We start from the raw sequence: 24,081 nt of genomic DNA on the forward strand, positions 1-24,081 counted from the left end.
AGGGAAATAGCATTATGCATGTCCGTGTCCTTGGGAGTGGCGGGCCGGTCTCGGCCCGCCTGGGGAATACATGGGTGTGCTTATTCGCTTTCGCGCCAGCGGCGCAGGTAGATCGCGCCGACGATCAGGGCGACGCCGATCACCGCACCGATCCACAGGTCCGCCGTGGCGAAGGCGTGCCAACTGCGCGTCAGGTCGATGGCATTGGCCAGTTCGTCCGGCGAGTTGAAGTCGGCATGCGGGTTGGCGGCACCACCGGGCAGGGTGGGGAACCAGGCGCCCGGGATCACGCTCGCCAGTCCGCGGTAGACCACGGTGTACCAGATCAGGTCGTGGCGGACCTCCAGGCCGGGCAGGATGTCGGTCATGCTGATGATCACGCAGGCAAGTACCGGCACCAGCACCGCCCACAGGAACGGCTTGCTGCGCGACCAGGCCGAGCAGAACATCAGCCAGCCGACCGCGGGCAACGCCCAGAACACATAGACGGGCAGCGAGGCCAGCACCCCACCGATGATGCGCAGCGGATGCGAGTGGGTGAACACCGCGCCGCCAGCGGGCAGGCCGTTGATCGAAATGGTCAGGGCCGAAATCAGCCACATCGCCAGGCCGATCAGGATGCCCACGCCCACGGCCAGCAGCGGTGCCAGCAAGAGTGCCCAGGCCAGCTTGGACAACACCATGTGCGTATCGGAGACCGGCAACGATTTCCAGAACAGCACGCTGCGGTCGCGGCGGTCGTCGTACAGCGTGCCCAGCGCGTAGAAGAACACCACGAACGCCAGCACCACGCAGGCCAGGATCACGCCGCCCAGCAGCATGCCATCACCGATGCCGCCGACGATCTGGTACGCCTTCTCCGGCGCTTCCTCGATGCTGAAACCGCCGCCGTTGATTTCACCCCGTGCCGCGATGCTGCCGATGACCGCCAGGATCAGGTTGAGCACCACGAAGATGCCGCCGGTGATGACCGGTGCCCAGAAGAAACCGCCTCGGTTCTCCCAGAACTCGCGCTTTAGCAGCCACGTGAACGCGCCCGGCTTGGAGGATTTGCCCAATGTCGAAGTCATGGCGTTCATGCGTAGGTTCCTTTCATGATGGCGACGAACAGGTCGGCCAGGCCAGGGGTGCGTGTTTCGCCGAGGGCGGCGAGGTGGCCCTTCGGTACGCCGTCGAACAGCAGCACGGTCTTGCCGAAGGGCAGGGCGCGCTCGTCGATCGGCTTCAGGGCGCGCGCCTGCTCCACTGCGTCGCCGCTGACCAGCAGCTCGGTGTAGCGCTCGGCCACATCCTCCATCTGCGAGGTCAGCGCGATCTTGCCGTCGCGGATGAACATCACGTCGGTGAGGATGTGTTCGATCTCCTCCACCTGGTGGGTGGTGACGATGATGGTCTTCTGCTCGTCGAAGTAGTCTTCCAGCAGGCGCTGGTAGAACTGCTTCCGGTAAAGGATGTCCAGGCCCAGCGTGGGCTCGTCGAGCACAAGCAGCTTGGCGTCGATGGCCATCACCAGCGCCAGGTGCAGCTGCACGATCATGCCCTTGGACATCTCGCGCACGCGCAGGTTGGGCTTGAGCTGGGTGTTGGCGATGAAGCGTTCGCACTTGCTCCGGTCGAAGCGCGGATGGACGCCGGCGACGAAGTCGATGGCCTCCTTGACCTTCATCCAGCGCGGCAGCACGGCCACGTCGGCGATGAAGCAGACATCCTTCATCAGTTCGTCGCGGTCCTTGCGCGGATCCAGGCCCAGCACCTTCAACTGGCCTTCGAACGGCGTCAGGCCGAGGATGGCCTTCAGTGCGGTGGTCTTGCCCGCGCCGTTCGGACCGATCAGGCCGATGATCTTGCCCGCCTCGATCTCGAAACTGGTGTTGTCCAGCGCGAGCTTGTTCTTGTAGGCCTTGCGCAGGCCGTGGGCCGACACCACGGTGTTGGCGATTGCGGCATTCATCACTTGTTCCCCTTGGATTGCAGCAACTCTTCGATGGACAGGCCCAGGCGCTCGATGCGCTCGGCGACGGCCGGCCACTCTTCGGTCAGGAAGCGTTCGCGTTCACTGCCACGCAGCTTCCGGGACGCTTCGTCGGTGACGAACATGCCCAGGCCGCGGCGCTTCTCCACCAGGGCTTCATCCGCCAGTTCCTGGTAGGCACGCGAAACGGTAATCGGATTCAACTGGTACTCCGCCGCCACCTGGCGCACGGAGGGCAGGGCGTCGCCGGGCTTCAGGATGCCGTCGAGCATCATCGCGATCACGCGATCCTTCAGCTGGCGGTAGATGGGAGCGCCGTCGCTCCATTGGATGGGTGCCATGGCTCAGCTCCTCGGACGCAGTGACTGGCCGAACGAGAAGTACGGCATGGCCAGCGAGGCGCGGGCGCGGCGCTTGTGCCGGGTGGCCTCCGGGTTGCCTTCATCCCCGGCGATCTCGCGGACATCGGACTCCAGCGCGCCGACCAGCGCGGCGGTGTCCACCTCGGACGTGCGGGCGCCTGACATGGCCGCCAGGGCGCCCGCCGCCAGCAACAGGCCGCCGACGGCCAGGCTGGGCAGGGTGTGGGTCAGTTTCGGGTTCATCGGGTACCCCCCTGAGTTGGGTGAGTGGTGTTGTATTCAACTATAACACCAAAACACAGGTCGTCAACTGTCCTGCGGGAGTTTGTCACCCAACTGAAGGCATACTTGTCATGTTCACACTAGTGGAGTCCGCCCGTGCGTTCCAAGATATTGAAAACCATGGTCTTTGTCGGGCTTGTCTTGGCATCCGCCACGGCAATCGCGGCCAGCCTGCTGGACGTCAGCTACCGCCCGCTGGCCGGCAAGGCGGCCGTCAACCTGAAGGACAGGTATGCCGGGCAGGTGCTGCTGATCGTCAATACGGCCAGTAAATGCGGATACACGCCCCAGTACGAGGGACTGGAGGCGCTGCACCAGCGTTATGCCGCCCAGGGGTTTGCCGTACTCGGCTTCCCTTCCAATGACTTCAAGGGACAGGAGCCGGGCAGCGAGAAGGAGATTCAGGAGTTCTGCACGTTGACCTACGGGGTCAAGTTCCCGATGTTCGAGAAGGTCGTGGTGACGGGCGACGGCGCCACGCCCCTCTACAAATCGCTTGCGAGCGCCACCGGCACGTCCCCGGCATGGAATTTCCACAAGTACCTGATTGGGCGCGATGGTCGCGTGGTCGCGAACTTCCCCAGCAAGGTCGCGCCCGATGACCCTGCGGTGGTCGCCGCGATCGAGCGCGAACTGAAGGCGCCCCGCGCGACGCGCTGATGCCAGTGCCTTCGCCCGCAGCGGGCGTGCCACAATATCGGTTTGGCGCCACCCTCGTGGCGCAGGTTCCAGGAGCAGAAAGGATGAAGCGGTCGGTCCGCGGCGCAGCCGTGTTGTTGGCAATCTCGTTTTCGATGCTGGGAGGCAGCGTGTCTGCACAGGAAAAGACCGCGCTGGTCACCGAGCGCGACAAGGTCAGTTACGCCATTGGCGTGGACGTCGGCAACTCGCTGCAGCCGGTGGGTCCCTTCATGGACATCGCCGCCTTCCAGCGCGCCATCGCGGACACCTTCGCCGGCAAGCCGAAGGCCATGACCGAGCAGGAAGCGCAGGCCACCGACCAGCTGCTGCGCATGAACCTGGCCGTCGCCGATGGCCAGACGATCCCCGGCATGCCGCCGGGCAGCACGCCGCCGCCGGTCGACAAGACGAAGGTGGGTGTATTCCTGGGGACCTACGTTATCGGCCCGTCCCTGCTGCCCTTCAAGGACGAAGTGGATCCCGCCGTCCTGGCGCAGGCGGTGAAGGCCGTCGCGACCAAGAGCGGCACGCCGCTGTTGACGCTCGAGCAGGCGCAGGCCGAGATGCAGGCTTACCTCACCAAGCGCCAGACCGGCGTCGCGCAGCGCAACCGCGACGAAGGCGCGGCGTTCCTTGCCGCCAACAAGGCCAAGCCGGGCGTGGTGACGACGCCGTCCGGCCTGCAGTACATGGTGCTGCGCCAGGGCAACGGCCAGCGTCCGCAGGCCAGTAGCCGCGTACGCGTGAACTACGAGGGCAAGCTGCTGAACGGCGATGTGTTCGACAGCTCCTATGCGCGTGGCGAGCCGGCGGAATTCGGCCTTGGCCAGGTGATCGCCGGCTGGACCGAGGGTGTGTCGCTGATGCCCGTGGGTGCGAAGTACCGCTTCTGGATTCCGTCGAACCTCGCCTATGGTCCCAACGGTGCGCCGGGCGGCAAGATCGGTCCGGACGCCACCCTGACCTTCGATGTCGAACTGATGGGCGTCCTGCAATAAGCAGCTGATCCAATAGGGTCTTCCCTCGGCCAGGAAGTCAGCGGATGCGCGTTGCGATCTTCGGTACCGGATACGTCGGATTGGTGACGGGCACGTGCCTGGCCGAAGTCGGGCACGACGTCGTGTGCGTCGACATCGATCCGGCCAAGGTCGACGGTCTCAACCGCGGCGTCGTGCCGATCTACGAACCCGGCCTGTCGCCGATGGTGAAGGCCAACCACGCCGCCGGCCGGCTGCGCTTCACGACGGTCGCCGAGGAGGCGATCGATCATGGCGACGTGGTGTTCATCGCAGTCGGTACGCCGCCGGATGAAGATGGGAGTGCCGACCTCCAGTACGTGCTGGCGGTGGCACGGACCATCGGACGCGGTCTCCGGCATCCGTGCACGGTGGTGAACAAGTCGACCGTGCCGGTGGGCACGGCGGACAGGGTGCGCGCCACGATCGAGGCGGAACTTGCGACGCGCGGCGTGGAGATCGCGTTCGACGTGGTGTCCAATCCCGAGTTCCTGAAAGAGGGTGACGCCGTCAACGACTGCATGCGGCCCGATCGCATCATCGTCGGTGCATCCCAGGCGCGCGCGGTTGAAAAGTTGCGCCGGTTGTATGCGCCGTTCAATCGCAACCACGAGCGCATCGTCGTCATGGACGTGCGCTCCGCCGAGCTGACCAAGTACGCGGCCAACGCCATGCTGGCCACCAAGATCAGTTTCATGAACGAAATCGCCAACATCGCCGAGCGCGTGGGCGCGGACGTGGAGCAGGTACGGCAGGGCATAGGCTCCGACCCGCGCATCGGCTGGCACTTCATCTATCCCGGTGCCGGCTACGGCGGATCCTGCTTTCCCAAGGATGTGCAGGCGCTGGCGCGCACCGCCGAGCAGCACGGGTATGTCCCGGAACTGCTGCAGGCGGTGGAATCGGTCAACGACCGCCAGAAGGGCCATCTGTTCGAACTGATACAGCGCCACTACGACCGCGGCGAAGACGAAGGCGTGCGCGACAAGACCTTCGCGGTGTGGGGGCTGTCCTTCAAGCCCAACACCGACGACATGCGCGAAGCGAGCAGCCGGCGGCTGCTGGCGGAATTGTGGGAGGCGGGCGCACGCGTGCGTGCCTACGACCCCGAGGCCGGCCCCGAGGCAGCGCGCATCTTCGGCGAGCGTGACGACCTCACGTTGTGCGAGGACGCGCGCACCGCGCTGGAAGGCGCCGATGCGCTGGTGGTGGTGACGGAGTGGAAACAGTTCCGCAGTCCCGATTTCGCTCGCCTGCACGACGCGCTGGGCGACGCCGTCATCTTCGACGGCCGCAACCTGTACGACCCCGCGGAAGTGGAAGCCGCGGGACTCGCCTACTACGGCATCGGACGCGGGAGGTCCGTGCATGCAAACTGATCTGCCCCTGCAAGGGGATTCGCTGGAGCGTCGGCTGGTGGAACTGGAAACCCGGCTGGCGTTCCAGGAGCACGCGATGGGCGAACTGAGCGATGCGCTGGCCGAGGCGCGCTCCGAGAACCAGCGTACTTCGCTGCTGCTCAGGCAGATGGTCGAGGAGTTGGGCAAGGTGCGCACGTCGCTGCACGACAGCCCCGTGGATGAACCACCGCCACCGCATTATTGATAGGCTTGGGGCACGGCAGTTCCCCACGAAAGACCGATGACCGATTCACTCCGCGACCAGTTGCTGGGCCTGGGTTTCAAGCCCGCGCCAAAACCCGAGCGCAAGCCCGACCGTCGTCCCGATCCGCGGCGCGATGCCCGCAAGCCCGCGGGCAAGGGCGCAGCGCATCCCAAGCCTGGCCAAGGCGGCAAGCCGCGGCCACCGCATGCCGCAGGCAGGCCGAAGCGCAGCCAGGAAGACATCGACCTGGCCAAGGCGTACGCGATCCGCGCCCAGCGCGAGAAGGACGAGCGCATCGAGGCCGAACGCGTCAAGCAGGAAGAAGCCCGCGTGCGCCGCGAGGCGAAGGCCAGGCTCGACGCCTTCCTCAAGGACAAGGCGCTCAACGATGCGGATGCCGACATCGCGCGACATTTTCCCTACGGCGGCAAGATCAAGCGCATCTATGTCAACGCCGAGCAGTTGAAAGCCTTGAACAAGGGAGATCTCGGCGTCGTGCAGCAGAACGGCCGCTATCTGCTGGTCACGGCCCCGGTTCTGGCGGAGGCCGAAGCGATCTTCGCCCCTGCCGTGGCGCTGAAGGTCGACCCCGACGCGCCCGCCGACCAGGATCCCTACGCCGATCCGCAGTACCAGGTGCCTGACGACCTGGTCTGGTGACTCCGCCCGCACGGCCGCGGCTCTGCCTGTTGCCCGGCCTGGACGGCACCGGCCGTCTGTACGCCCCGTTGACCGCGGCGCTGGCGGATGCCGCGGACGTCGAGCTGTTGTCTTACGACAGCGGACACTTCGAAAGTTATCCCGCGCTGGCCGCTGCGATCGAACCCGCGCTGCTGCGCCACGCCGATGTCACCCTCGTGGCCGAGTCCTTCGCCGGCCCCCTCGGAGTGCTGTTGGCCCATCGTCATCCGGCGCGCGTGCGTGGGTTAGTGATGGCGGCCACGTTCGTCCATGCCCCGTTACCCCTGAGCCGGGTCGGCGCCCGGCTTCTGGACGCGCTGCCGGCATTCGCGCCGCCGGTGTTCGCGCTGGAACGCCTGTTGGCGGGCCGTGGCCTGCCGCCGCCGCTGCGCACTGAGTTCGAGGCGATCCTGGCATCGCTGCCCGTTGAGGTGCTGCGCCAGCGTGCGCTCGCGGCGCTGCGCGTGGATGTCCGCCCGCAGCTGGCGGAGCTTCGCGTTCCGCTGTTGTTTCTGCAGGCGAAGCGCGACAGGCTCATCTGGCCGCAAGCGGCGCGCGAAATCCTGCGCGGGGCGCGCGATGTCCGACATGCGGGGGTCGACGCACCGCATTTCCTGTTCCAGATCGCGCCCGCACCGGCAGCCAGCGAGATCCGTCGCTTCCTCGCCCAGCTCGCAGGCGCTGGATCAGCCTGACGGGATGGGAGCGCGCACCAGCCAGCGCCAGACGATGCAGGCGGCGAGCAGGGCGATGAACGAAGATGCGAAGAAGGCGGTTCCGCCACCGAAGCGCCACAGCTGGCCAGCGAGCAGGGCGCCGGTCACGCCGCCGACGCCCGATGACAAGCCATAGAAGACACCTTGGCCGTGCCCGTTCATGCGGCCGGGGAAGAAGCGCACCAGCAGTTGCATCGCGGCTGCGAAGAACGCCCCGAAATTCAGTGCATGCGTCAGCTGAGCGAGCACCATCACCGGCATGTTGTCGGGAAACAGGCCCGTCACCAGCCAGCGCACCGATGCGCTGAGCAGCGCCACCATCAGGACAAGGCTCGCATCCCAGCGCCTGAAAATGCGGCTGGCCACGAAGAACACGCCGATCTCCGCCAGCACGCCCACCGTCCACAACACGCCCTGGGTGGCGGTCGGGTAGCCATGCTCGGACAGGTAGATCGAGAAGAACGTGTAGAACGGACCGAACGATACCTGCGTAAGGAACGCTGCGGCGAAGAAGGCGATTACCCGCGGCTGCCGCAGTCGCGAACGGAACGTGTCGTCGCCCTCGCGTGTCGGTGGCAGCGGATCGTGCGCGTACCGATTGAGCAGCGCGGAGCCCAGTACGCCCGCCAGCACGGGCAGCATCAGCCACGGCAGCGCGCCGACGCCGAGCCGACGTTCGTCGATCATCCAGCCGAAGCCGGCCACCACGACGATGAAACCGATCGAGCCCCAGACGCGGATCAGGCCATAGCGGTCACTGCGCGCGCCCAGGTGCGACATCGTGATCGATTCGAACTGCGGCATCACCGCGTTGTAGGCAAAGCAGAAACCGAGCATCACCGCGAACAGGCCTGCGTGTTCCAACGGAAGCAGGAACAGCGCGAAACAGCCGAGCGCCAAAGCGCACCCGAGGTGGAGCCACCGGATCGGGTGCGAAGCCCGGGCGGCCAGCGTGGTCCACAGGCTGGGCGACACGATGCGCGTGGCGTACCACAGGCTCATCAGCACGCTGATGGCGGCCACGCCCAGGCCGCGCGATTCCAGGTACAGGCTCCAGTAGGGCGTGAATGCGCCCAGCGTGGCGTAGTAGAAGAAGTAGAAGCTCGACAGGCGCGCCGTTGGCACGCGGGGCGAGGACTCGGATGCGGGACCCATGGTGATCGGGGCAGGAGGTCGTCAGTGGCTAGCCGCCGCGTTCCACGCTGCGACTTTGGCCCGCGTTTCCGCCAGCATCGCATCGAGTGCCGCACGGTCGAAGACCTTCCCGCGAAGCACGACCGTCTCGATGGCGCGCACTGCCTCGATATCCTCCAACGGGTTCCGTCGCAGCAGGACCAGGTCGGCGGCCCTGCCAGGCGAGATGGCGCCATAACGCTCCAGTTTGCCGAACCATGCCGGGCCGCTCCGTGTCGCAGCAACCATCACCTGCGCGGGTGTCAGGCCCTCGCGCACGTACAACGACATTTCGTTGTGGAGTCCGACGCCGGGATAATTGTAGGAATTGAGGAAGCCGGCATCCGTTCCCGCCATGATGCGCACGCCTGCCTCCTGCAGCATCGGCAGCACGGCGGCGATACGCGCGTACCGCTCGTGTCGCGCGACGATCTGCTCGGGCGCGGCTTTGGCAGCACGCTCGACACGCCATGCGTAGGTTTTGCGCAGCCCAGGGCCGATGTAGGCCAGATAGTCGTCCCCTTCGTGCGACTCCGTATCCAGGAAGTCGATGATGCGGCTGCCTTCAAGCGTCGGCGTGACCGCTACGCCGCGTTCCGCGAACAGGCGGTACGCTTTCATCGCGGTATCTCGGTCGAAGCCGGCGTGCAGGCGTCGGTTGGCTTCGGTGCGGTCGATACGCCCGGCGGCGAAGTCGGCGGCGATCGCGGCCTCGTCGGCGACGCCCGCCTTGAAGGCATAATCGAGGTGTTCGATGGAACTCAGCCCGGCTTCGACCGCTTCCCCTACCGTGATGGCCATGGGGATATGGCCGGAGGTGCGCAGGCCTCGCTTTCTGGCCTGCGAGACCGCATAGAGGAAAAGCTCCGGCTTCAGCGTGCTGTCGGTTATCTTCACGAAGTCGACCGCGTCGCGCTGTTCACGGTCCAGTGCGGCATCCACCGCAGTCTCATCGCCAACTTCCAGCGTGCCCTTCCAGAGGGGCGCGATGCCTTCGATCTTGGCGCCAGACGTGAACAGTTGAGGGCCGAACAAGCGACCACCGGCGATCTGCGCACGCCATGACAGGACCTGCTCCGGCAGGTCGCCGGAAGCATCGCGGACCGTGGTGATGCCGTGAGCAACGTAAAGCGGCAACAGAGCCTTGTTCTCTTCGATCAATGCCTCGCCGCCGCCGAAATGGACGTGCATGTCCCAGAGCCCAGGAATGAGGTAACGATCGCGTGCGTCCAGGGTGGTCTTTGCCTGCCACGCGCGACCAAGTCTTGCGTCCTGGCCGACGGCGACGATGTCGCCACCGCGGATGGCGACGGCTTGTCCTGCCAGCGTGCGGCCGTGCTCCACATCCACGACGGTGACATGCCGGATCAACACGTCCGCATGCTCGCCGCCAGCGGATGCCGGCGTGGACACGGCAAGCAGGACGGACAGCAGGAAACAGGCTTTCATGATGGATTCCGGGCGTATGCGTACCTGCATATCGTACGCGGGCCGCATCCCGTCGTGAGGAGGCACGCGTCGTCCTTGGAGTCAGTCGGGGTCGTAATCCAGGTTGGAAGCCAGCCAGCGCTCCACCTGCGGCAGGTCCAAGCCCTTGCGCTTGGCATAGTCTGCGGCCTGTTCCTTGGACACGCGTCCCACCACGAAGTACTGGCTTTGCGGATGGCTGAAGTAGTAGCCGGACACTGCCGCCGTGGGCAGCATCGCGAAGCTTTCCGTCAGCGACATGCCGGCGTTGCGGCCGGCATCGAGCAGGCGGAAGAGCGTGTCCTTCTCGCTGTGCTCCGGGCACGCGGGATACCCGGGCGCGGGACGGATGCCGACGTACTGCTCGGCGATCAGCGCGTCGTTGTCCAGCGACTCGTCGGCCACGTAACCCCAGAACTCCTTGCGGACGCGCTGGTGCAGGCGCTCGGCCAGCGCTTCGGCCAGCCGATCGGCCAGCGCCTTGAGCAGGATGGCGTTGTAATCGTCGTGGTCGGCCTCGAAGCGGGCGACGTGCTCGTCGATGCCGATGCCGGCGGTAACGGCGAACATGCCGATCCAGTCCTGCCGGCCGGAATCCTTCGGAGCGATGAAGTCGGCCAGACAGAAATCCGGTCGCTCGGCCGGTTTGTCGACCTGCTGGCGCAGGAAGTGCAGGCGTTCGGTCCTGCCGTAGACCTGCAGTTCCACGTCGTCGCCGACGCTGTTCGCAGGCCACAGCCCGAACACCGCCCTGGCCGTCAGCCACTTCGCGTCCACGATCTTCGCCAGCATCGCGCGAGCATCGCGGTACAGCTCACTGGCCTGCGGGCCGACCACCTCGTCGGTCAGGATTGCCGGGTACTTGCCGAACAGCTCCCACGCGTTGAAGAACGGTGTCCAGTCGATGCAGTCGACCAGCTCGCCGAGCGGATAGTCCTCGAACACATGCAGCCCCGGCTGGCGCGGCGCGGGTGGCACATAGTCGGCCCAGCCGCCATCGAACTTCTGTCTGCGGGCCTTCTCCAGCGAGACCAACCGTTTGGCATCCCCGCGGTTCTTGTGGCGCTCGCGAATCTCGGCGTAGTCGGCGTCGTTGGCAGCGACGAAGGCTGCACGCATGTCGCGCGAGATCAGCGACTGCGCGACGCCCACGGCACGCGATGCGTCCTTGACCCACACGGTCGGCGCGCTGTAGTGGGGATCGATCTTCAACGCCGTGTGCGCGCGCGACGTGGTCGCGCCGCCGATCAGCAGCGGCATCTCGAAGCCCTGCCGCTGCATCTCCCGCGCCACATGGGTCATTTCCTCCAGCGACGGCGTGATCAGGCCTGACAAGCCGATCAAATCGGCATTCTCGGCGCGTGCTGTGTCCAGGATCTTCTGCGTGGGCACCATCACACCCAGGTCCACCACATCGAAGTTGTTGCAGGCGAGCACCACGCCGACGATGTTCTTGCCGATGTCGTGCACGTCGCCCTTGACCGTGGCCATGACGATCTTGCCGTTGGATTTGCCGACATCGCCGGTGCGCAGCTTCTCCGCCTCGATGAATGGCAGCAGGTAGGCCACGGCCTTCTTCATGACGCGGGCGGATTTCACCACCTGCGGCAGGAACATCTTGCCGGCGCCGAACAGGTCGCCGACCACGTTCATGCCGTCCATCAGCGGCCCCTCGATGACGTCCAGCGGTCGTGACGCCTGGCGGCGTGCTTCCTCGGTATCCTCGTCGACGTAGGCATCGATGCCATGCACCAGAGCATGCGCAAGGCGCTCGCGCACCGGCTTCTCGCGCCAGGCCAGGTTCTCGACCGGCGCCTCGCCTTTCTTGCCCTTGTAGCGGTCGGCGATCTCCAGCAGCCGTTCGGTCGCGTCCTTGCGGCGGTTGAGGATCACGTCCTCCACGCGCTCGCGCAGGTCGGCGTCGAGGTCGTCGTAGACCGGCAGGCCGCCAGCGTTGACGATGCCCATGTCCATGCCGGCCTGGATGGCGTGATACAGGAAGACGGAATGGATCGCGGCACGCACGGGCTCGTTGCCGCGGAACGAGAATGACACGTTCGAGACACCACCGGAGACATGGCAGTGCGGCAGCGTCCGCTTGATGATCCGGGTGGCTTCGATGAAGTCCACCGCGTAGTTGTCGTGCTCTTCGATGCCGGTGGCGACGGCGAAGATGTTCGGATCGAAGATGATGTCTTCCGGCGGGAAACCCACCTCTTCGGTCAGGATGCGGTAGGCGCGGGTGCAGATCTCCACCTTGCGCGCGCAGGTGTCCGCCTGGCCCGTCTCGTCGAAGGCCATGACCACGGCAGCCGCGCCGTAGCGAAGGACCTTGCGGGCGTGGTCGATGAAGGCGTCCTCGCCTTCCTTCAGCGAGATCGAGTTGACCACGCCCTTGCCCTGCAGGCACTTCAGGCCGGCCTCGATCACGCTCCACTTGGACGAGTCCACCATCACCGGGATGCGTGCGATGTCGGGTTCCGAGGCGATCAGGTTGAGGAAGCGATCCATCGCCTTCTCGGAATCGATAAGGCCCTCGTCCATGTTCACGTCGAGGATCTGCGCGCCGTTGGCAACCTGCTGGCGGGCGACCTCGACGGCTTCTTCGTAGCGTTCTTCCTTGATCAGCTTGCGGAACTGCGCGCTGCCGGTGACGTTGGTGCGCTCGCCGACGTTGACGAACAGCAGGTCGGGCGTGATGACCAGCGGCTCCAGCCCGGACAGGCGGGTGTAGCGGACGGGGACGCTCACGCGGCCTTCTCCACGGCATGGGCAGGCAACCGGCGCGGAGGAATGCCGGCGACGGCGTCGGCGATGGCGCGGATATGCGGCGGCGTGGTGCCGCAGCAACCGCCCACCAGGTTGAGCAGGCCGGCTTCGGCGAACTCCTTCAGCGTGGTGGCCATCTCCTCGGGCGTCTCATCGTATTCGCCGAACGCGTTGGGGAGACCCGCGTTGGGGTGCGCGCTGACATACGCGTCGGCCACGGTGGCCAGTGTTTCGACATGTTCTCGCAGGTCACGAGCGCCCAGCGCGCAATTCAGTCCGACCGACAGCGGCCGGCTGTGTGCGACGGACGCGTAGAACGCTTCAGCGGTCTGTCCGGACAACGTGCGCCCGGACGCGTCGGTGATGGTGCCGGAGATCATCACCGGCAGCCGGCCGCCGCGCGCGTCGAAGACTTCCTCGATCGCAAACAGCGCCGCCTTGGCGTTGAGCGTATCGAAGATGGTTTCCACCATCAGCGTGTCCGCACCGCCATCGATCAGGCCTTCGATGGCCTCGCGGTAGGTCGTACGCAGTTCATCGAAACTGGTGTTGCGGTACCCCGGATCGTTGACGTCGGGACTGATCGAGGCGGTACGGCTGGTCGGGCCGAGCACGCCAATCACGAAGCGCGGTTTGGCGGGCGTGGTTGCTTCGATGGCGTCGCAACACTGGCGTGCGACGCGGGCCCCGGCCTTGTTCAACTCGTACACCAGGTGTTCCAGGCGGTAATCGGCCTGGCTGATCGCGGTGGCGTTGAAGGTATTGGTTTCGATCAGGTCGGCGCCGGCGTCCAGATACGCGGTGTGCACGCCAGCGATCACGTCGGGCTTGGTGAGGAGCAGCAGGTCGTTGTTGCCCTTGAGGTCGTGGTCGCAGCCGGGGCCGTGTGGGTGCGGGTGGGCGGAATCGCAGCCGTCGGCGAACCGCTGGCCTCTATAGTCGGCTTCCTGCAGGCCGTGGCGCTGGATCATCGTGCCCATGGCGCCGTCGATGATCAGGATGCGTTCTTCGAGGGCCTTGAGCAGCAGCGCGGCGCGGGCGGGGTGTAACCAGGGGAGGGTCTTCATGGCTTCTGCGCGGTCAGCGACAACACTTCGAAATGGGGTGGACGGCGTTCGCGGGTGACGGTTTCGGCGTTGGCGATCTCCAACCCCGCCTTCTCGGCGAACTTGCGGAGCTCCTTCTCCGAGAAACCGAGGTTGACGTGGCCGTAGGCGTCGACGACCGACTTGTGTTCATGCTTGCCAAGGCTGCTGAGCAGCAGGCGGCCGCCCCGGCGCAGCACGCGGGCCGCTTCGGCGACGGCCTGCGCCGGTTTGGCCGAGTAGGTGAGCGCATGCATCAGCACGACCAGATCGAAGCTGCCGTCCTTGAACGGCAGCGCATGCATGTCGCCCTCACGGACCTCCACGTTCGGGAAGCGGCGCAGGCGCTCCCCGGCCGCCGCCACGACGCGGCTGCTGGTATCGATGCAGACGTAGCGCTTGGCATGCGGCGAGAGAAGTTCGGCCAGCACGCCATCGCCGGACGCGATGTCGAGCACGTCGCCGGTTTCCAGCAGGGGCAGGGCGGTGCGGGCCAGCGCTTCCCAGGTACGTCCGGGTGAGTAGTGGCGTTCCATGTCGCCGGCCACGCTGTCGGCCCAGTTCTGGTCAGCGGCGCGGTTGGCCAGCACGGCCGCGATGCGCTCGGCATCCTGGCGCAGCAAGGGGTCGTCGCTGCCATCGCGCAGGCTGCGCCAGAGTTCGCGTTGGACGGTGTCCAGGTTGTCTTCGTCGAAGCGGTAGTACGCCGATACCCCGGCGCGGCGGTCGCGCGCCAGGCCGGCTTCCTTCAGCTTTGCCAGATGCGTGGATACGCGTGGTTGGGCCAACTGGGTGATCGCCGACAGCTCGGCTACCGTCAGCTCCTCCCGCGCCAGCAGTGCGAGCAGGCGCACGCGCGTGGCGTCGGCGAATACTTTCAGCCGGGCCGACCAGGCTTCGAGATCCATGAATATCTCCCTATCGCGATATAGAGATATTCTGAAGTTCGGCGCCGCCCGCGGTCAACCCATGGCATACGCCGACGGATGGTGGCGGGTTACAATTGGTATCTAACTTTGGTCGAGGGGTACCCGTGGATTTCGCATTCACCGAAGAGCAGTTGATGATCCAGGACGTCGCGCGCCGGATCGCCCAGGAAAAGATCGGCCCGAGCGCCGAGCACCACGACCGGACCGGCGAGTTCCCGCTGGACAACATCCGCCTGCTGGGCGAGAACGGCCTGATGGGCATCGAAGTGCCGGCCGAATACGGCGGCGCCGGCATGGATCCCATCGCCTACGTGCTGGCCATGATCGAAATCGCGGCCGCCGACGCCGCGCACTCCACCATCGTGTCGGTGAACAATTCGCTGTTCTGCAACGGCATCCTGACCTTCGGCACGGAAGAGCAGAAGCAGACCTACGTGCGGGCCATTGCGGAAGGCCGGGAGATCGGTGCGTTCGCGCTGACCGAACCGCAGTCCGGCTCCGACGCCACCGCGATGCGCTGCCGTGCCATCAAGCAGGCGGATGGCAGCTTCGTCATCAATGGCAAGAAGAGCTGGATCACCTCCGGCCCGGTCGCCAAGTACATCGTGCTGTTCGCGATGAGCGAACCCGACAAGGGTGCGCGTGGAATCACCGCGTTCATGATCGACACGGAGAAGGCCGGGTTCCATCGCGGCAAGACCGAGCCGAAGCTGGGTATCCGTGCCTCGGCGACTTGCGAGATCGAATTCACCGATTACGTGGCGACCGCGGATACCGTGCTGGGCAAGGAAGGCGAGGGCTTCAAGATCGCCATGGGCGTGCTGGATGCCGGCCGCATCGGGATCGCCAGCCAGGCGATCGGCATCGCGCGTGCTGCGTACGAAGCCACCATCGCGTACGTCAAGGAACGCAAGGCATTCGGCGCGCCTATCGGCACGTTCCAGATGACCCAGGCCAAGATCGCCGACATGAAGTGCAAGCTGGACGCCGCCACCCTGCTGACGCTGCGTGCCGCATGGGTGAAGGGGCAGGGCCAGCGCTTCAGCAACGAAGCGGCCATCGCCAAGCTCACCGCCTCCGAAGCCGCCATGTGGATCACCCATCAGGCGCTGCAGATCCACGGCGGCATGGGGTATTCGAAGGAAATGCCGATCGAGCGATACTTCCGCGATGCCAAGATCACCGAGATCTACGAGGGAACCTCGGAGATCCAGCGCCTGGTGATCGCGCGCAACGAGACCGGGCTGCGCTGAGGCCTGGGCCAGTCCTGTACGGAAACGCCGCCGCGAGGCGGCGTTCTTCGTTACGGGACGCGTGCACGGACGACCCCCGTCTTTGGTCATGGGACCCGGGACCGACGCTCCGCTAAAGTGGCCTGATGCGGGGGTCTGTCCCCCGTTTTCCTCCTGGAGACCCCGATGCGCAAAACCCTGATCGTCTGTGCCCTCACGCTGGCCCTGGCTGCCTGCGACAAGGGCCCTGTTCCGGCTGCCGGCACCACTGCGGATGCGGCGACCCCGGCGGCGTCCGCCGCCGATGTCGCAGCAGAAAGCAAGCGGCTGAACGAGTGGTTCGACAAGAAGTACGAGGAACAACTGAAGTTCAGCCCCATCCAGCTGACGTTCCAAGGTCGCAAGGACCTGTACGACCAGGTCGACGACATGTCGGAGAAAGCGACGCGCGACCAGGTCGCGTGGCAACAGGCCAGCGTCGAGGAAATGGAGAAGACCTTCGACTACGCCAAGCTCGACGACGAGGCGAAGTTCTCCTACGACCTGTGGAAGCTGCAGTACGAGAACGCGCGCGACGGCCTGCCGTTCCTGCTGGACGGCTACGCATTCGACCAGATGAACGGTGCCCAGGGCTTCTTGCCGACCTTCCTGATCAGCTTCCACAAGGTCGATGAAGAGGCCGACTACACGGCTTACATCGCCCGCCTGAAGGCCACCCAGCGCGCCTTCGACCAGTTGCTGGACCGCGCACGCGCATCGGCAGCCGAGGGCGTGCGCCCGCCGAAGTTCGCCTACGAGGGCGTGATCGACCAGGCGAAGAAGGTGGTGACCGGCGCGCCATTCTCGGCCGGCAAGGATTCGGCGATCTGGGCCGATGCGCAGGCCAAGGCCGATGCGCTGGTCAAGGCCGGCAAGATCGATGCGGCGCGTGCGACCGCCCTGAAGGACGAAGCGCGCAAGGCGCTGCTGGAGCAGTTCAAGCAGGCCTATGATGGCGTGATCGCGTGGAGCGAAGAGGAACTGCCGAAAGCGGCGGTCAACGCGACCGGCGTGGGTACGACGCACAAGAACGGCAAGGCGTACTACGAGTACCAGCTGCGGCAGATGACGACCACCGGCATGACCGCCGACGAGATCCATGCGCTCGGCCTGAAGGAAGTCGCGCGCATCAAGGGCGAGATGACGGCACTGAAGGACAAGGTCGGCTTCAAGGGCGACCTGGACGCCTTCTTCGCCTTCATCGACAGCGACAAGCAGTTCAAGTATCCGAATACCGATGCCGGCCGCCAGGCCTACATCGACGATGCCACCCGCGCCATCGACAACATCAAGAAGGTGTTGCCGCAGTACTTCGGCCTGCTGCCGAAGGCGGACCTGGTGGTGAAGCGCGTGGAACCGTTCCGCGAGCAGGACGGCGCCGCACAGCATTACTACCCAGGAACTCCGGATGGCTCGCGTCCGGGCGTGTATTACGCGCATCTCTCCGACATGAATGCCATGCCGAAGCCCGAGCTGGAGGTCATCGCGTACCACGAGGGCCTGCCGGGCCACCACATGCAGATCGCCATCGCGCAGGAACTGACCGGCGTGCCGAAATTCCGTACGCAGTACGGCGTGACCGCATACGCCGAGGGGTGGGGCCTGTATTCGGAATGGCTTGCGAAGGAAATGCCGGGCACGTACCAGGACCCGTACTCCGAGTTCGGTCGCCTGAGCTCCGAGATGTGGCGTGCGATCCGCCTGGTGGTGGATACCGGCCTGCATGCGAAGGGCTGGACGGAGCAGCAGGCCGTCGAATACTTCGATGCCAACAGCGCGGTACCGCGTGCGGCGATCGAGTCGGAGGTGAAGCGCTACCTGATCATGCCGGGGCAGGCCACGGCCTACAAGATCGGCATGATCAAGATCCAGGAACTCCGCAAGAAAGCGGAAACCGAACTCGGCGACAAGTTCGACATCAAGGGGTTCCACGACACCGTGCTGGGCGGAGGCGCGTTGCCGCTGACCCTGCTGGAGCGGCGTGTGGACCAGTGGATCGCGAAGGAAAAGGCCAAGCAAGCCTGAGTCATTCCTTCCACGGTAAGAAAGAACCCCGGCTCACGCCGGGGTTCTTGTTTTCAGACGTCAGTGCGGGGCGGTCAGCAGGTCGACGTTCGCGGGGAGCCACGCATCGAACGTCGCCGGCGCCCGACCGGTCAGCGCGGCGTAATCGTCGGTCACTTCGCCCAGGTCGCCGGCCGCCGTCGCCACATCGAACGAAGTGAACACGTCCGCAAGCACCGGCGGAAATCCATGTCCGCGCAAGCCCTCGGCCAGTTGGTCCGGCGTGACACCGACGATCGCCAGCGGTTTGCAGAGCGCCGCGCTAACCTTCGCGGCAATCTCGCGGGCGCTCAGCGCCTGCGTGCCGGTGAGCGTGAACGTGCGGTTCGCGGTGCTGTCGGCGGCGAGCGCTACGGCCGCGGCATGCGCCAGGTCTTCGCGGGCGATGTAGGCGACGCCGCCCTCACCGGCGGCGGTGACCCATTCGCCCGATGCGAGCGCGGACGGAAGCGAATACGCCAGGTTCTCGGCATACCAGGCATTGCGAAGCAGGGTCCATCCTATACCGCTGGCCTCCAGTGCTTGTTCGGTACCCAGATGGTCGGGTGCGAACGCGACGTGCGACGTGGCGGGCGAGGGCAGCGACGTATAGACGACATGCTTAACACCGGCCTCAACCGCCGCCTGCACGGCGGTGCGGTGTTGCGCCAGGCGCTTGCCCGGTTCGAGCAGTGCGTCGGTGCTGACCAGCAGCAGCCGGTCTGCGCCAGCGAAGGCGGTCGCCAGCGTGGCGGGTGCGTCAAAGTCAGCGGCCCGCACAATCACGCCGACGGCGGCGAGGTCGGCAAGGGCCTCCGGCTTGCGGCTGGTGGCGATGATGCGGGCGGGCGGGACCTTCAGAGTTTCCAGCAGGTGGCGCACCACGGCGCGGCCGAGATGACCGGCTGCGCCGGTGACGAGCAGGGTGGGGGAAGACATGGCGGCTCCTGGGTCTGGTAACGGAAAGGATATTGGTTACCCTATGGTAGTAATGGACGACGCCCGTACAAGCAGGGTGTCCGAAGTAACCCGGTTACCCGGAGGTAACCGATCCTGGAGATCCTCATGACCCTGCACCGCCAATCCCTGATCCTCGTCGAGAACTGCCCGATCCGGGACGTGCTGGACCGCCTCGGCGACCGCTGGACGGTACTCGTGCTGCACGAGTTGGCTATGGGCACGCTGCGTTTTTCCGAGGTCCGCAAACGCGTAGCCGACATCTCGCCGCGCATGCTCGCGCAGACACTGCGGCACCTGGAGCAGGATGGCCTGGTCAGCCGCGCTGTGTTTCCCACGGTGCCGCCGCGCGTCGACTATGCGCTAACGCCGTTGGGCGAATCGTTCTTCGAACGCGTGGAGATGCTGGCGCAGTGGGCGTCGGATCACCACGACGAAGTCCGCGCAGCGCGCAAGGCCTACGTAGCACCTGCCGCGAACGCGCCGAAGTAGTCGCCTTTGCGATGGAATCGCCGTTTCGGGCTCGACGTCCGATGATCAACGTGGGTCCTGTGCGCCTGAGAAGACTGCGCGAGTTGAATCGTCACCCGAGAAGTCACGATTCGTACGTATCGCGCCACGTCGACGGGTTTGGTTCGATCTGGAAAAGTCTGCGCATCGCCACATCACCACGGAATTCAAGTGAATCGACTGACATTAGTAAGGAAATGGGGTGTCGCGGCTGGACGCGGTAAACCGCTTGTTTCATTCTCGCGCTGCTGAGTGCACAAGAAGGTTGCATGCAGCTGCAGTGATACATGGCATGTGACAACGGGAAAAGGACATGGAACGAAAGAAGGGAGTCTTTCTGTCGGTAATGGGGTTGTTGGCTTTGGTTGCGGGTATCTATCTGTCCGGATACGCGACCCAGTGGTTGCTCGGACTGGATGTTTCGCTCCGATGGGACACCTATCTCCGCTACCTGCGAGCCCTCGACCAACCCCAGGTTGCGCCTTACGCCACGAAGATCAAGACGGGCGGCGCGTTGGGGTTTGGTGTGCCATTGCTCGCGTGGCTGGCGATGGCAATCCCGCTCCTCAGGTCGCCAAGAGCCGCACTGCATGGAGACGCGCGTTTCGCTCGCGCCGGCGACCTCGCCAGACATGGCATGTTCGCGCCTGCGCCGGAAGGCATCGTGGTGGGCAGGCTGGGGAGAAAGCTGGTCCGCCTGTCGGGCCAGCAGTTCGTCATCCTGGCCGCGCCGACGCGCTCGGGAAAAGGCGTGGGCGTCGTCATCCCCAACCTGCTGGAGTACCAAGGCTCCGTGGTGGTCCTGGACATCAAGCAGGAGAACTTCGACCTGACCAGCGGCTGGCGCGCTAGCCAGGGTCAGGAGATCTATCTGTTCAATCCTTTCGCCGAAGACCGTCGGACGCATCGCTGGAACCCGCTCAGATACGTGTCTTCCGATCCTGCGTTCCGCATCTCGGACCTGCAGGCGATCGCCGCCATGCTGTATCCGGACGGAGACGGAAAAGACAAGTTCTGGATCAGCCACGCGCGGAACGCGTTCCTCGCATTCACTCTGTACCTGTTCGAGAATCACGACGACGAGCGCCGCAGGAAGTGTCCTCCGGAGCTTATGTCCGTCCCCACGTTGGGCCGCGTGCATCGGCTTTCGGCGGGTAACGGCTCGCAACAGAAGCAGTACCTGCAAGAGCTTTCGGCCAAGCCATTCCTCAGCGAGCATGCGAGGACGGCGTTCGCCAACCTGCTCTCGCAGGCGGACGAAACGTTCTCATCCATCCTGGGCACCTTCAAGGAGCCGCTCAACGCATTCGTCAATCCGGTCCTCGACGCGGCCACCAGCGGTGACGACTTCCTGATCACTGATGTCCGCAAGAAGCGCATGACGATCTATATCGGCATCCAGCCCAATAAACTGGCGGACAGCAGGGTGTTGGTGAACCTGTTCTTCAGTCAGTTGATCAACGAGAACACGCGCGAACTGCCGCAGGCCAATCCGGCGCTCAAGCATCAATGCCTACTGCTGATGGACGAGTTTACGGCCATCGGAAGGGTGGACATCATCGCCAGCGCAGTGAGTTACATGGCGGGCTACAACCTGCGCCTGCTGCCGATCATCCAAAGCATGTCGCAGCTGGATGCGGTGTACGGCAAGGAGGTGTCGCGGACCATCATCACCAACCATGCGTTGCAGATCATCTACGCGCCCCGCGAACAGCAGGACGCCAATGACTATTCCGAAATGCTGGGCTACACCACCGTGCACCGTCGCAACCGCTCGCAATCGCACGGACAGCAGGGCAGCGTGTCATTCACGGAATCGTTGGAGCGTCGGGCGCTGATGCTGCCGCAGGAGCTGAAGGCGATGGGGCCGGAGAAGGAGGTTTTCCTGTACGAGGGCATCCCGTATCCGGTGATGTGCGAGAAGATCAGGTACTACCAGGACAAGTATTTCACCAGGCGGCTGTTGCCGAAGGTGGACGTAAGTATGATCGAGGTTGGACCATGAATGGAGATGGCAGTATCGCCGTTTCGCGTGTGGAGCTATGCGCCAATAGGGGCGACAAGCTCCACGATCTGCAACTGCTGCACGATCTGGCCATCATCGATGCCCGTACTGTGGCCGAAATGGGCCCGCTACCGGCCGGAGGGTTTCCGGTCGTTCCCAAGCGCAGGCCCAACCTTCCAGGTTCCATTTCGGCAGTGTCACCTTCGGCGCGTGCCGATCATCAGGAGAACGAGACCATGGATCTCAAGTGCATGGCCGTGGCGGCCAGCATGGCATTGGCGGCGTGCGCGCCGGCACAGGACACATCCACCTCGGCCGAGGGGGGGGAGGACAAGCCGCTGCGCAAGTTGAATCCGAACCCGAAGCAGGCCTACGTCATCACGATGAAGGTCGAGGGGGCGCCGGGGCCGTTTGCGGTGGTCAGGGGTGTCGCCCAGTACGACGTAGAGAATGCGCCGGAATGTGGTCGCTACTTGAAGTTCGCAGGTGTGTATCCCGACATGACTAGTATGGAATCCTTCCCGCTGACCAGGGTTTCAGATACCGAGTATGAGGGCCGGGTATATTTTGATTTGCTCCTGGACGAAGACTACTTCGGGCGAGGCGTCTGTCGTTGGAAGTTCATGCAGGCGCAGGTGGCGCTCAAGGCTACGGGAGGAAAGCAAGAAACGGAATTTCTTCCATACTTGCGTGCCAAAGCAGTACAGGCGGAAGAGTCACAAACGAGGTACTTCTGGAAAGGGCGTTATCCACGTAGTCAGACGGAGAATTTTCCTTCTTTCGGGCAGGAGGACAGAGCCAAGTTCGCGCGAGGTATTTCGGATGATGATCTGTTTATCATCAAGTTGACCTCCCGAAAGGTTCGGCCATGAGCATGACTTCGCAGCAGTACGCCGGCTTGGCGGACAAGTCATATAGCAATGAGCATAAAGTTGGCGTGTATCCACCCGGCAAGCGGCCGCTGTTCGAGTATGAGGGAGTCGAGTACGCCGTCCTCGAACACGCAAGCAACCCAAGGAACGGCTATCAAGGCATGATCTTCCAGCGCGTGGATACTGGCGAGATCATTGTGGCCCACCGGGGCACGGAGGAGATCATCAAGGATGGTGCGCTTACAGATGGAAGCATGATGCTCTCGCGCGTCAATCCACAGGTGGCGGAAGCCTTAACGCTGACCCAGCGTGCAATCGACAGAGCCAATGACATCGGTCGCGAGACAGGCTATGCCCCCGAAGTCACCCTCACCGGCCACTCGCTGGGCGGCACGCTGGCTCAGATCACCGCGCACCACTTCGGGCTGCGCGGCGAGACCTTCAACGCCTATGGCGCGGCGAGTCTTGGCTACCGCATCGACAAGGGCGGCGACAACATCCTCAATCATGTCATGGCCGGCGATACCGTCAGCGCCGCCAGCCCGCATTTCGGACAGGTGAGGGTATATGCCAACGCCGGTGAGATCGCAGCTTTGCACAGCTGCGGCTATGCCAACGACCGCAATCCGCTCGATCCTCGCGCCCCGGGCGTAGCCATCGGCGCATTGGCCAGCTCCCACCGCATGCATCACTTCCTCAACGAGGATGGCGCGGGAAAGCTAGATCGTTCCGCGCTGTCCGATCCTGCTGCGCGACAGTTGGCCGAGGTGTTCGATCCCATGATCGACAAGTTCCGCGGCGATGTGGCCGCGGGGCGGGGCATCGCCACGGTCGCCGCGCGCGGTCTCCATGGCAATGCGTTGGACGCCCTGGGCGAACTGCGCGGCCCGTTGCCGGCCGGCGAGCCGGCGGTGCGGGCGCAACGTGCCGCCGCAGCAGAGGCCGAGGTGGCGCAACGGCTTGCCGATTACCATGCGCAGCGGCAGCAGTTCTTCAGCGAGCGCCTTCCTCCTAAGAATCCGGACGCACAGCCGCCCGATCTCTTGCGGCGGCCGGGAACGAAAGACACCCCGGTCCTCCACTCCCCGACGCCGGATTACCTGCAATCCAAACCATCGTCACGGGGCGGGCCAGGGATGGAAGACTCGCACGGTGACAGGAGTGCGCCATCGCTGGATATCCGGGCTCAACGGGTCGACCAGGTGCAGGCGTTCCCGACCGATCATCCGCGGTATTCCTTGTATGCCGCTCTGGAAGAGCGGTTGCCGGGCGTGGCGAAAGAGAAGGTGGCCGAGATCACGCACCAGGCCGTGGTGGGCGGCATTACCGACGTGCGGCAGATCCGGGCCGTGATCGTTTATGACGACCAGGCATGGGTGGCGGGCCGGACACCCGGCGACCGAGCCAACGTGTCACTGTCCGAGCCGTCTCCTTCGTTGCAGGAGAGCCTGCGCGGGATCGAGTCATCCGACCGCCAGCAGATGCAGCAGACGGCGCAGTTCCAGGAGCAGCAGAAGTCGGCCAGCCAGGGCCATAGCGGACCGGGCCACGCGCTGACCTGAGCCGTACCGAAGGAGGGGCTTTGGCCCCGACTTGGGACCATCCGCTCTGTTGCGGTCTGGTGGTGGCAGAGCATCGGCGCTGAAGCCGCTCCTACAAGAAAAGCCCCGGCATGGCCGGGGCTT

22 protein-coding genes are annotated in these 24,081 nt (G+C 64.9%); 12 read left to right on the top strand and 10 right to left on the bottom strand.

Going from position 1 to position 24,081, the window contains the following annotated elements:
- Positions 1-80: 80 nt before the first annotated feature.
- From Q0907_RS05545 to Q0907_RS05560, 4 genes are read right to left on the bottom strand one after another with little or no spacing between them, the layout of a single operon-like run.
- Positions 81-1,079 carry an ABC transporter permease gene (locus Q0907_RS05545; RefSeq protein ID WP_299342389.1) on the bottom strand — a complete coding sequence of 333 codons (999 nt, stop codon included), beginning with the start codon at positions 1,077-1,079 and terminating at the stop codon, positions 81-83.
- A complete protein-coding gene (locus tag Q0907_RS05550; RefSeq protein ID WP_296279881.1) occupies positions 1,076-1,951 on the bottom strand; it encodes an ABC transporter ATP-binding protein in 876 nt (291 codons plus the stop codon). The genes Q0907_RS05545 and Q0907_RS05550 overlap by 4 nt, the downstream gene beginning before the upstream one ends.
- On the bottom strand, positions 1,951-2,313 hold the full coding sequence (locus tag Q0907_RS05555) for a GntR family transcriptional regulator (protein WP_296279883.1): 363 nt from the start codon (positions 2,311-2,313) through the stop codon (positions 1,951-1,953). Before Q0907_RS05555 ends, Q0907_RS05550 begins: the two co-directional genes overlap by 1 nt.
- 3 nt (positions 2,314-2,316) lie before the next feature.
- The gene (locus Q0907_RS05560) at positions 2,317-2,577 is read right to left on the bottom strand and encodes a hypothetical protein (RefSeq protein WP_296279884.1); all 261 of its coding nucleotides are present in this window, start codon (positions 2,575-2,577) and stop codon (positions 2,317-2,319) included.
- Between the two features lie 159 nt (positions 2,578-2,736).
- Here Q0907_RS05560 and Q0907_RS05565 point away from each other — a divergent pair, with 159 nt between their 5' ends.
- The 6 genes from Q0907_RS05565 to Q0907_RS05590 all read left to right on the top strand — a co-directional run bounded on the left by Q0907_RS05565 (position 2,737) and on the right by Q0907_RS05590 (position 7,294).
- The gene (locus Q0907_RS05565; protein WP_296279954.1) at positions 2,737-3,276 is read left to right on the top strand and encodes a glutathione peroxidase; all 540 of its coding nucleotides are present in this window, start codon (positions 2,737-2,739) and stop codon (positions 3,274-3,276) included.
- A gap of 83 nt (positions 3,277-3,359) precedes the next feature.
- Positions 3,360-4,295 (top strand): FKBP-type peptidyl-prolyl cis-trans isomerase, encoded by a 936-nt coding sequence (locus Q0907_RS05570; protein WP_299342392.1) that lies wholly within the window; start codon positions 3,360-3,362, stop codon positions 4,293-4,295.
- A 44-nt stretch (positions 4,296-4,339) separates the two neighbouring features.
- Positions 4,340-5,692 carry a UDP-glucose/GDP-mannose dehydrogenase family protein gene (locus Q0907_RS05575; RefSeq protein ID WP_299342394.1) on the top strand — a complete coding sequence of 451 codons (1,353 nt, stop codon included), beginning with the start codon at positions 4,340-4,342 and terminating at the stop codon, positions 5,690-5,692.
- The gene (locus Q0907_RS05580) at positions 5,682-5,918 is read left to right on the top strand and encodes a SlyX family protein (protein ID WP_296279888.1); all 237 of its coding nucleotides are present in this window, start codon (positions 5,682-5,684) and stop codon (positions 5,916-5,918) included. The genes Q0907_RS05575 and Q0907_RS05580 overlap by 11 nt, the downstream gene beginning before the upstream one ends.
- A gap of 36 nt (positions 5,919-5,954) precedes the next feature.
- Complete coding sequence (locus Q0907_RS05585) at positions 5,955-6,578, top strand: DUF2058 family protein (RefSeq protein ID WP_299342395.1); 624 nt, start codon at positions 5,955-5,957, stop codon at positions 6,576-6,578.
- Positions 6,575-7,294: an alpha/beta hydrolase gene (locus Q0907_RS05590; protein ID WP_299342397.1), complete on the top strand. Its 720-nt coding sequence runs from the start codon at positions 6,575-6,577 to the stop codon at positions 7,292-7,294. Before Q0907_RS05585 ends, Q0907_RS05590 begins: the two co-directional genes overlap by 4 nt.
- Here the strand turns inward: Q0907_RS05590 and Q0907_RS05595 are convergent.
- The 5 genes from Q0907_RS05595 to Q0907_RS05615 all read right to left on the bottom strand — a co-directional run bounded on the left by Q0907_RS05595 (position 7,286) and on the right by Q0907_RS05615 (position 14,717).
- Positions 7,286-8,470 carry an MFS transporter gene (locus Q0907_RS05595; RefSeq protein ID WP_299342398.1) on the bottom strand — a complete coding sequence of 395 codons (1,185 nt, stop codon included), beginning with the start codon at positions 8,468-8,470 and terminating at the stop codon, positions 7,286-7,288. The genes Q0907_RS05590 and Q0907_RS05595 overlap by 9 nt on opposite strands.
- 21 nt (positions 8,471-8,491) lie before the next feature.
- Positions 8,492-9,937, bottom strand: a complete 1,446-nt coding sequence (locus tag Q0907_RS05600; RefSeq protein WP_299342648.1) for an amidohydrolase family protein — start codon at positions 9,935-9,937, stop codon at positions 8,492-8,494.
- A gap of 81 nt (positions 9,938-10,018) precedes the next feature.
- The gene (metH, locus tag Q0907_RS05605) at positions 10,019-12,706 is read right to left on the bottom strand and encodes a methionine synthase (RefSeq protein ID WP_299342400.1); all 2,688 of its coding nucleotides are present in this window, start codon (positions 12,704-12,706) and stop codon (positions 10,019-10,021) included.
- Positions 12,703-13,791 carry a homocysteine S-methyltransferase family protein gene (locus tag Q0907_RS05610; protein WP_299342401.1) on the bottom strand — a complete coding sequence of 363 codons (1,089 nt, stop codon included), beginning with the start codon at positions 13,789-13,791 and terminating at the stop codon, positions 12,703-12,705. Before Q0907_RS05610 ends, metH begins: the two co-directional genes overlap by 4 nt.
- Positions 13,788-14,717, bottom strand: coding sequence for an ArsR family transcriptional regulator (locus Q0907_RS05615; protein ID WP_299342403.1), 930 nt, complete (start codon positions 14,715-14,717; stop codon positions 13,788-13,790). The genes Q0907_RS05610 and Q0907_RS05615 overlap by 4 nt, the downstream gene beginning before the upstream one ends.
- Before the next feature lie 125 nt (positions 14,718-14,842).
- Between Q0907_RS05615 and Q0907_RS05620 the strand changes: the two genes are divergently transcribed.
- Together Q0907_RS05620 and Q0907_RS05625 are read left to right on the top strand one after the other, a co-directional pair.
- Positions 14,843-15,991 carry an acyl-CoA dehydrogenase family protein gene (locus Q0907_RS05620; RefSeq protein ID WP_299342404.1) on the top strand — a complete coding sequence of 383 codons (1,149 nt, stop codon included), beginning with the start codon at positions 14,843-14,845 and terminating at the stop codon, positions 15,989-15,991.
- Between the two features lie 165 nt (positions 15,992-16,156).
- Positions 16,157-18,034 carry a DUF885 domain-containing protein gene (locus tag Q0907_RS05625; RefSeq protein ID WP_299342406.1) on the top strand — a complete coding sequence of 626 codons (1,878 nt, stop codon included), beginning with the start codon at positions 16,157-16,159 and terminating at the stop codon, positions 18,032-18,034.
- Positions 18,035-18,094: 60 nt separating this feature from the next.
- On the opposite strand, the gene Q0907_RS05630 is transcribed toward Q0907_RS05625, so the two are convergent.
- Positions 18,095-18,991: an SDR family oxidoreductase gene (locus tag Q0907_RS05630; protein ID WP_299342407.1), complete on the bottom strand. Its 897-nt coding sequence runs from the start codon at positions 18,989-18,991 to the stop codon at positions 18,095-18,097.
- A 126-nt stretch (positions 18,992-19,117) separates the two neighbouring features.
- Between Q0907_RS05630 and Q0907_RS05635 the strand changes: the two genes are divergently transcribed.
- The 4 genes from Q0907_RS05635 to Q0907_RS05650 all read left to right on the top strand — a co-directional run bounded on the left by Q0907_RS05635 (position 19,118) and on the right by Q0907_RS05650 (position 23,958).
- The gene (locus Q0907_RS05635; protein WP_093486189.1) at positions 19,118-19,501 is read left to right on the top strand and encodes a helix-turn-helix domain-containing protein; all 384 of its coding nucleotides are present in this window, start codon (positions 19,118-19,120) and stop codon (positions 19,499-19,501) included.
- Positions 19,502-19,832: 331 nt separating this feature from the next.
- Positions 19,833-21,524: a type IV secretory system conjugative DNA transfer family protein gene (locus Q0907_RS05640; RefSeq protein WP_299342409.1), complete on the top strand. Its 1,692-nt coding sequence runs from the start codon at positions 19,833-19,835 to the stop codon at positions 21,522-21,524.
- On the top strand, positions 21,521-22,396 hold the full coding sequence (locus Q0907_RS05645) for a hypothetical protein (RefSeq protein WP_299342411.1): 876 nt from the start codon (positions 21,521-21,523) through the stop codon (positions 22,394-22,396). The genes Q0907_RS05640 and Q0907_RS05645 overlap by 4 nt, the downstream gene beginning before the upstream one ends.
- Positions 22,393-23,958: a hypothetical protein gene (locus Q0907_RS05650; protein WP_299342412.1), complete on the top strand. Its 1,566-nt coding sequence runs from the start codon at positions 22,393-22,395 to the stop codon at positions 23,956-23,958. The genes Q0907_RS05645 and Q0907_RS05650 overlap by 4 nt, the downstream gene beginning before the upstream one ends.
- Positions 23,959-24,081: the final 123 nt, after the last annotated feature.

The organism is uncultured Pseudoxanthomonas sp. (assembly GCF_947498795.1).
GTDB lineage: Bacteria > Pseudomonadota > Gammaproteobacteria > Xanthomonadales > Xanthomonadaceae > Pseudoxanthomonas_A.

Excerpts from the sequence above, each read along its gene's own strand:
- Q0907_RS05560 (WP_296279884.1), bottom strand. The coding sequence starts at position 2,577 with ATGAACCCGAAACTGACCCACACCCTGCCCAGCCTGGCCGTCGGCGGC.
- Q0907_RS05600 (WP_299342648.1), bottom strand. The coding sequence starts at position 9,937 with ATGAAAGCCTGTTTCCTGCTGTCCGTCCTGCTTGCCGTGTCCACGCCG.
- Q0907_RS05565 (WP_296279954.1), top strand. The coding sequence starts at position 2,737 with ATGGTCTTTGTCGGGCTTGTCTTGGCATCCGCCACGGCAATCGCGGCC.
- Q0907_RS05610 (WP_299342401.1), bottom strand. The coding sequence starts at position 13,791 with ATGAAGACCCTCCCCTGGTTACACCCCGCCCGCGCCGCGCTGCTGCTC.
- Q0907_RS05630 (WP_299342407.1), bottom strand. The coding sequence starts at position 18,991 with ATGTCTTCCCCCACCCTGCTCGTCACCGGCGCAGCCGGTCATCTCGGC.
- Q0907_RS05640 (WP_299342409.1), top strand. The coding sequence starts at position 19,833 with ATGGAACGAAAGAAGGGAGTCTTTCTGTCGGTAATGGGGTTGTTGGCT.
- Q0907_RS05650 (WP_299342412.1), top strand. The coding sequence starts at position 22,393 with ATGAGCATGACTTCGCAGCAGTACGCCGGCTTGGCGGACAAGTCATAT.
- Q0907_RS05615 (WP_299342403.1), bottom strand. The coding sequence starts at position 14,717 with ATGGATCTCGAAGCCTGGTCGGCCCGGCTGAAAGTATTCGCCGACGCC.
- Q0907_RS05545 (WP_299342389.1), bottom strand. The coding sequence starts at position 1,079 with ATGAACGCCATGACTTCGACATTGGGCAAATCCTCCAAGCCGGGCGCG.
- Q0907_RS05575 (WP_299342394.1), top strand. The coding sequence starts at position 4,340 with ATGCGCGTTGCGATCTTCGGTACCGGATACGTCGGATTGGTGACGGGC.
- Q0907_RS05570 (WP_299342392.1), top strand. The coding sequence starts at position 3,360 with ATGAAGCGGTCGGTCCGCGGCGCAGCCGTGTTGTTGGCAATCTCGTTT.
- Q0907_RS05645 (WP_299342411.1), top strand. The coding sequence starts at position 21,521 with ATGAATGGAGATGGCAGTATCGCCGTTTCGCGTGTGGAGCTATGCGCC.
- Q0907_RS05585 (WP_299342395.1), top strand. The coding sequence starts at position 5,955 with ATGACCGATTCACTCCGCGACCAGTTGCTGGGCCTGGGTTTCAAGCCC.
- Q0907_RS05550 (WP_296279881.1), bottom strand. The coding sequence starts at position 1,951 with ATGAATGCCGCAATCGCCAACACCGTGGTGTCGGCCCACGGCCTGCGC.
- Q0907_RS05635 (WP_093486189.1), top strand. The coding sequence starts at position 19,118 with ATGACCCTGCACCGCCAATCCCTGATCCTCGTCGAGAACTGCCCGATC.
- Q0907_RS05580 (WP_296279888.1), top strand. The coding sequence starts at position 5,682 with ATGCAAACTGATCTGCCCCTGCAAGGGGATTCGCTGGAGCGTCGGCTG.
- Q0907_RS05595 (WP_299342398.1), bottom strand. The coding sequence starts at position 8,470 with ATGGGTCCCGCATCCGAGTCCTCGCCCCGCGTGCCAACGGCGCGCCTG.
- Q0907_RS05555 (WP_296279883.1), bottom strand. The coding sequence starts at position 2,313 with ATGGCACCCATCCAATGGAGCGACGGCGCTCCCATCTACCGCCAGCTG.
- Q0907_RS05625 (WP_299342406.1), top strand. The coding sequence starts at position 16,157 with ATGCGCAAAACCCTGATCGTCTGTGCCCTCACGCTGGCCCTGGCTGCC.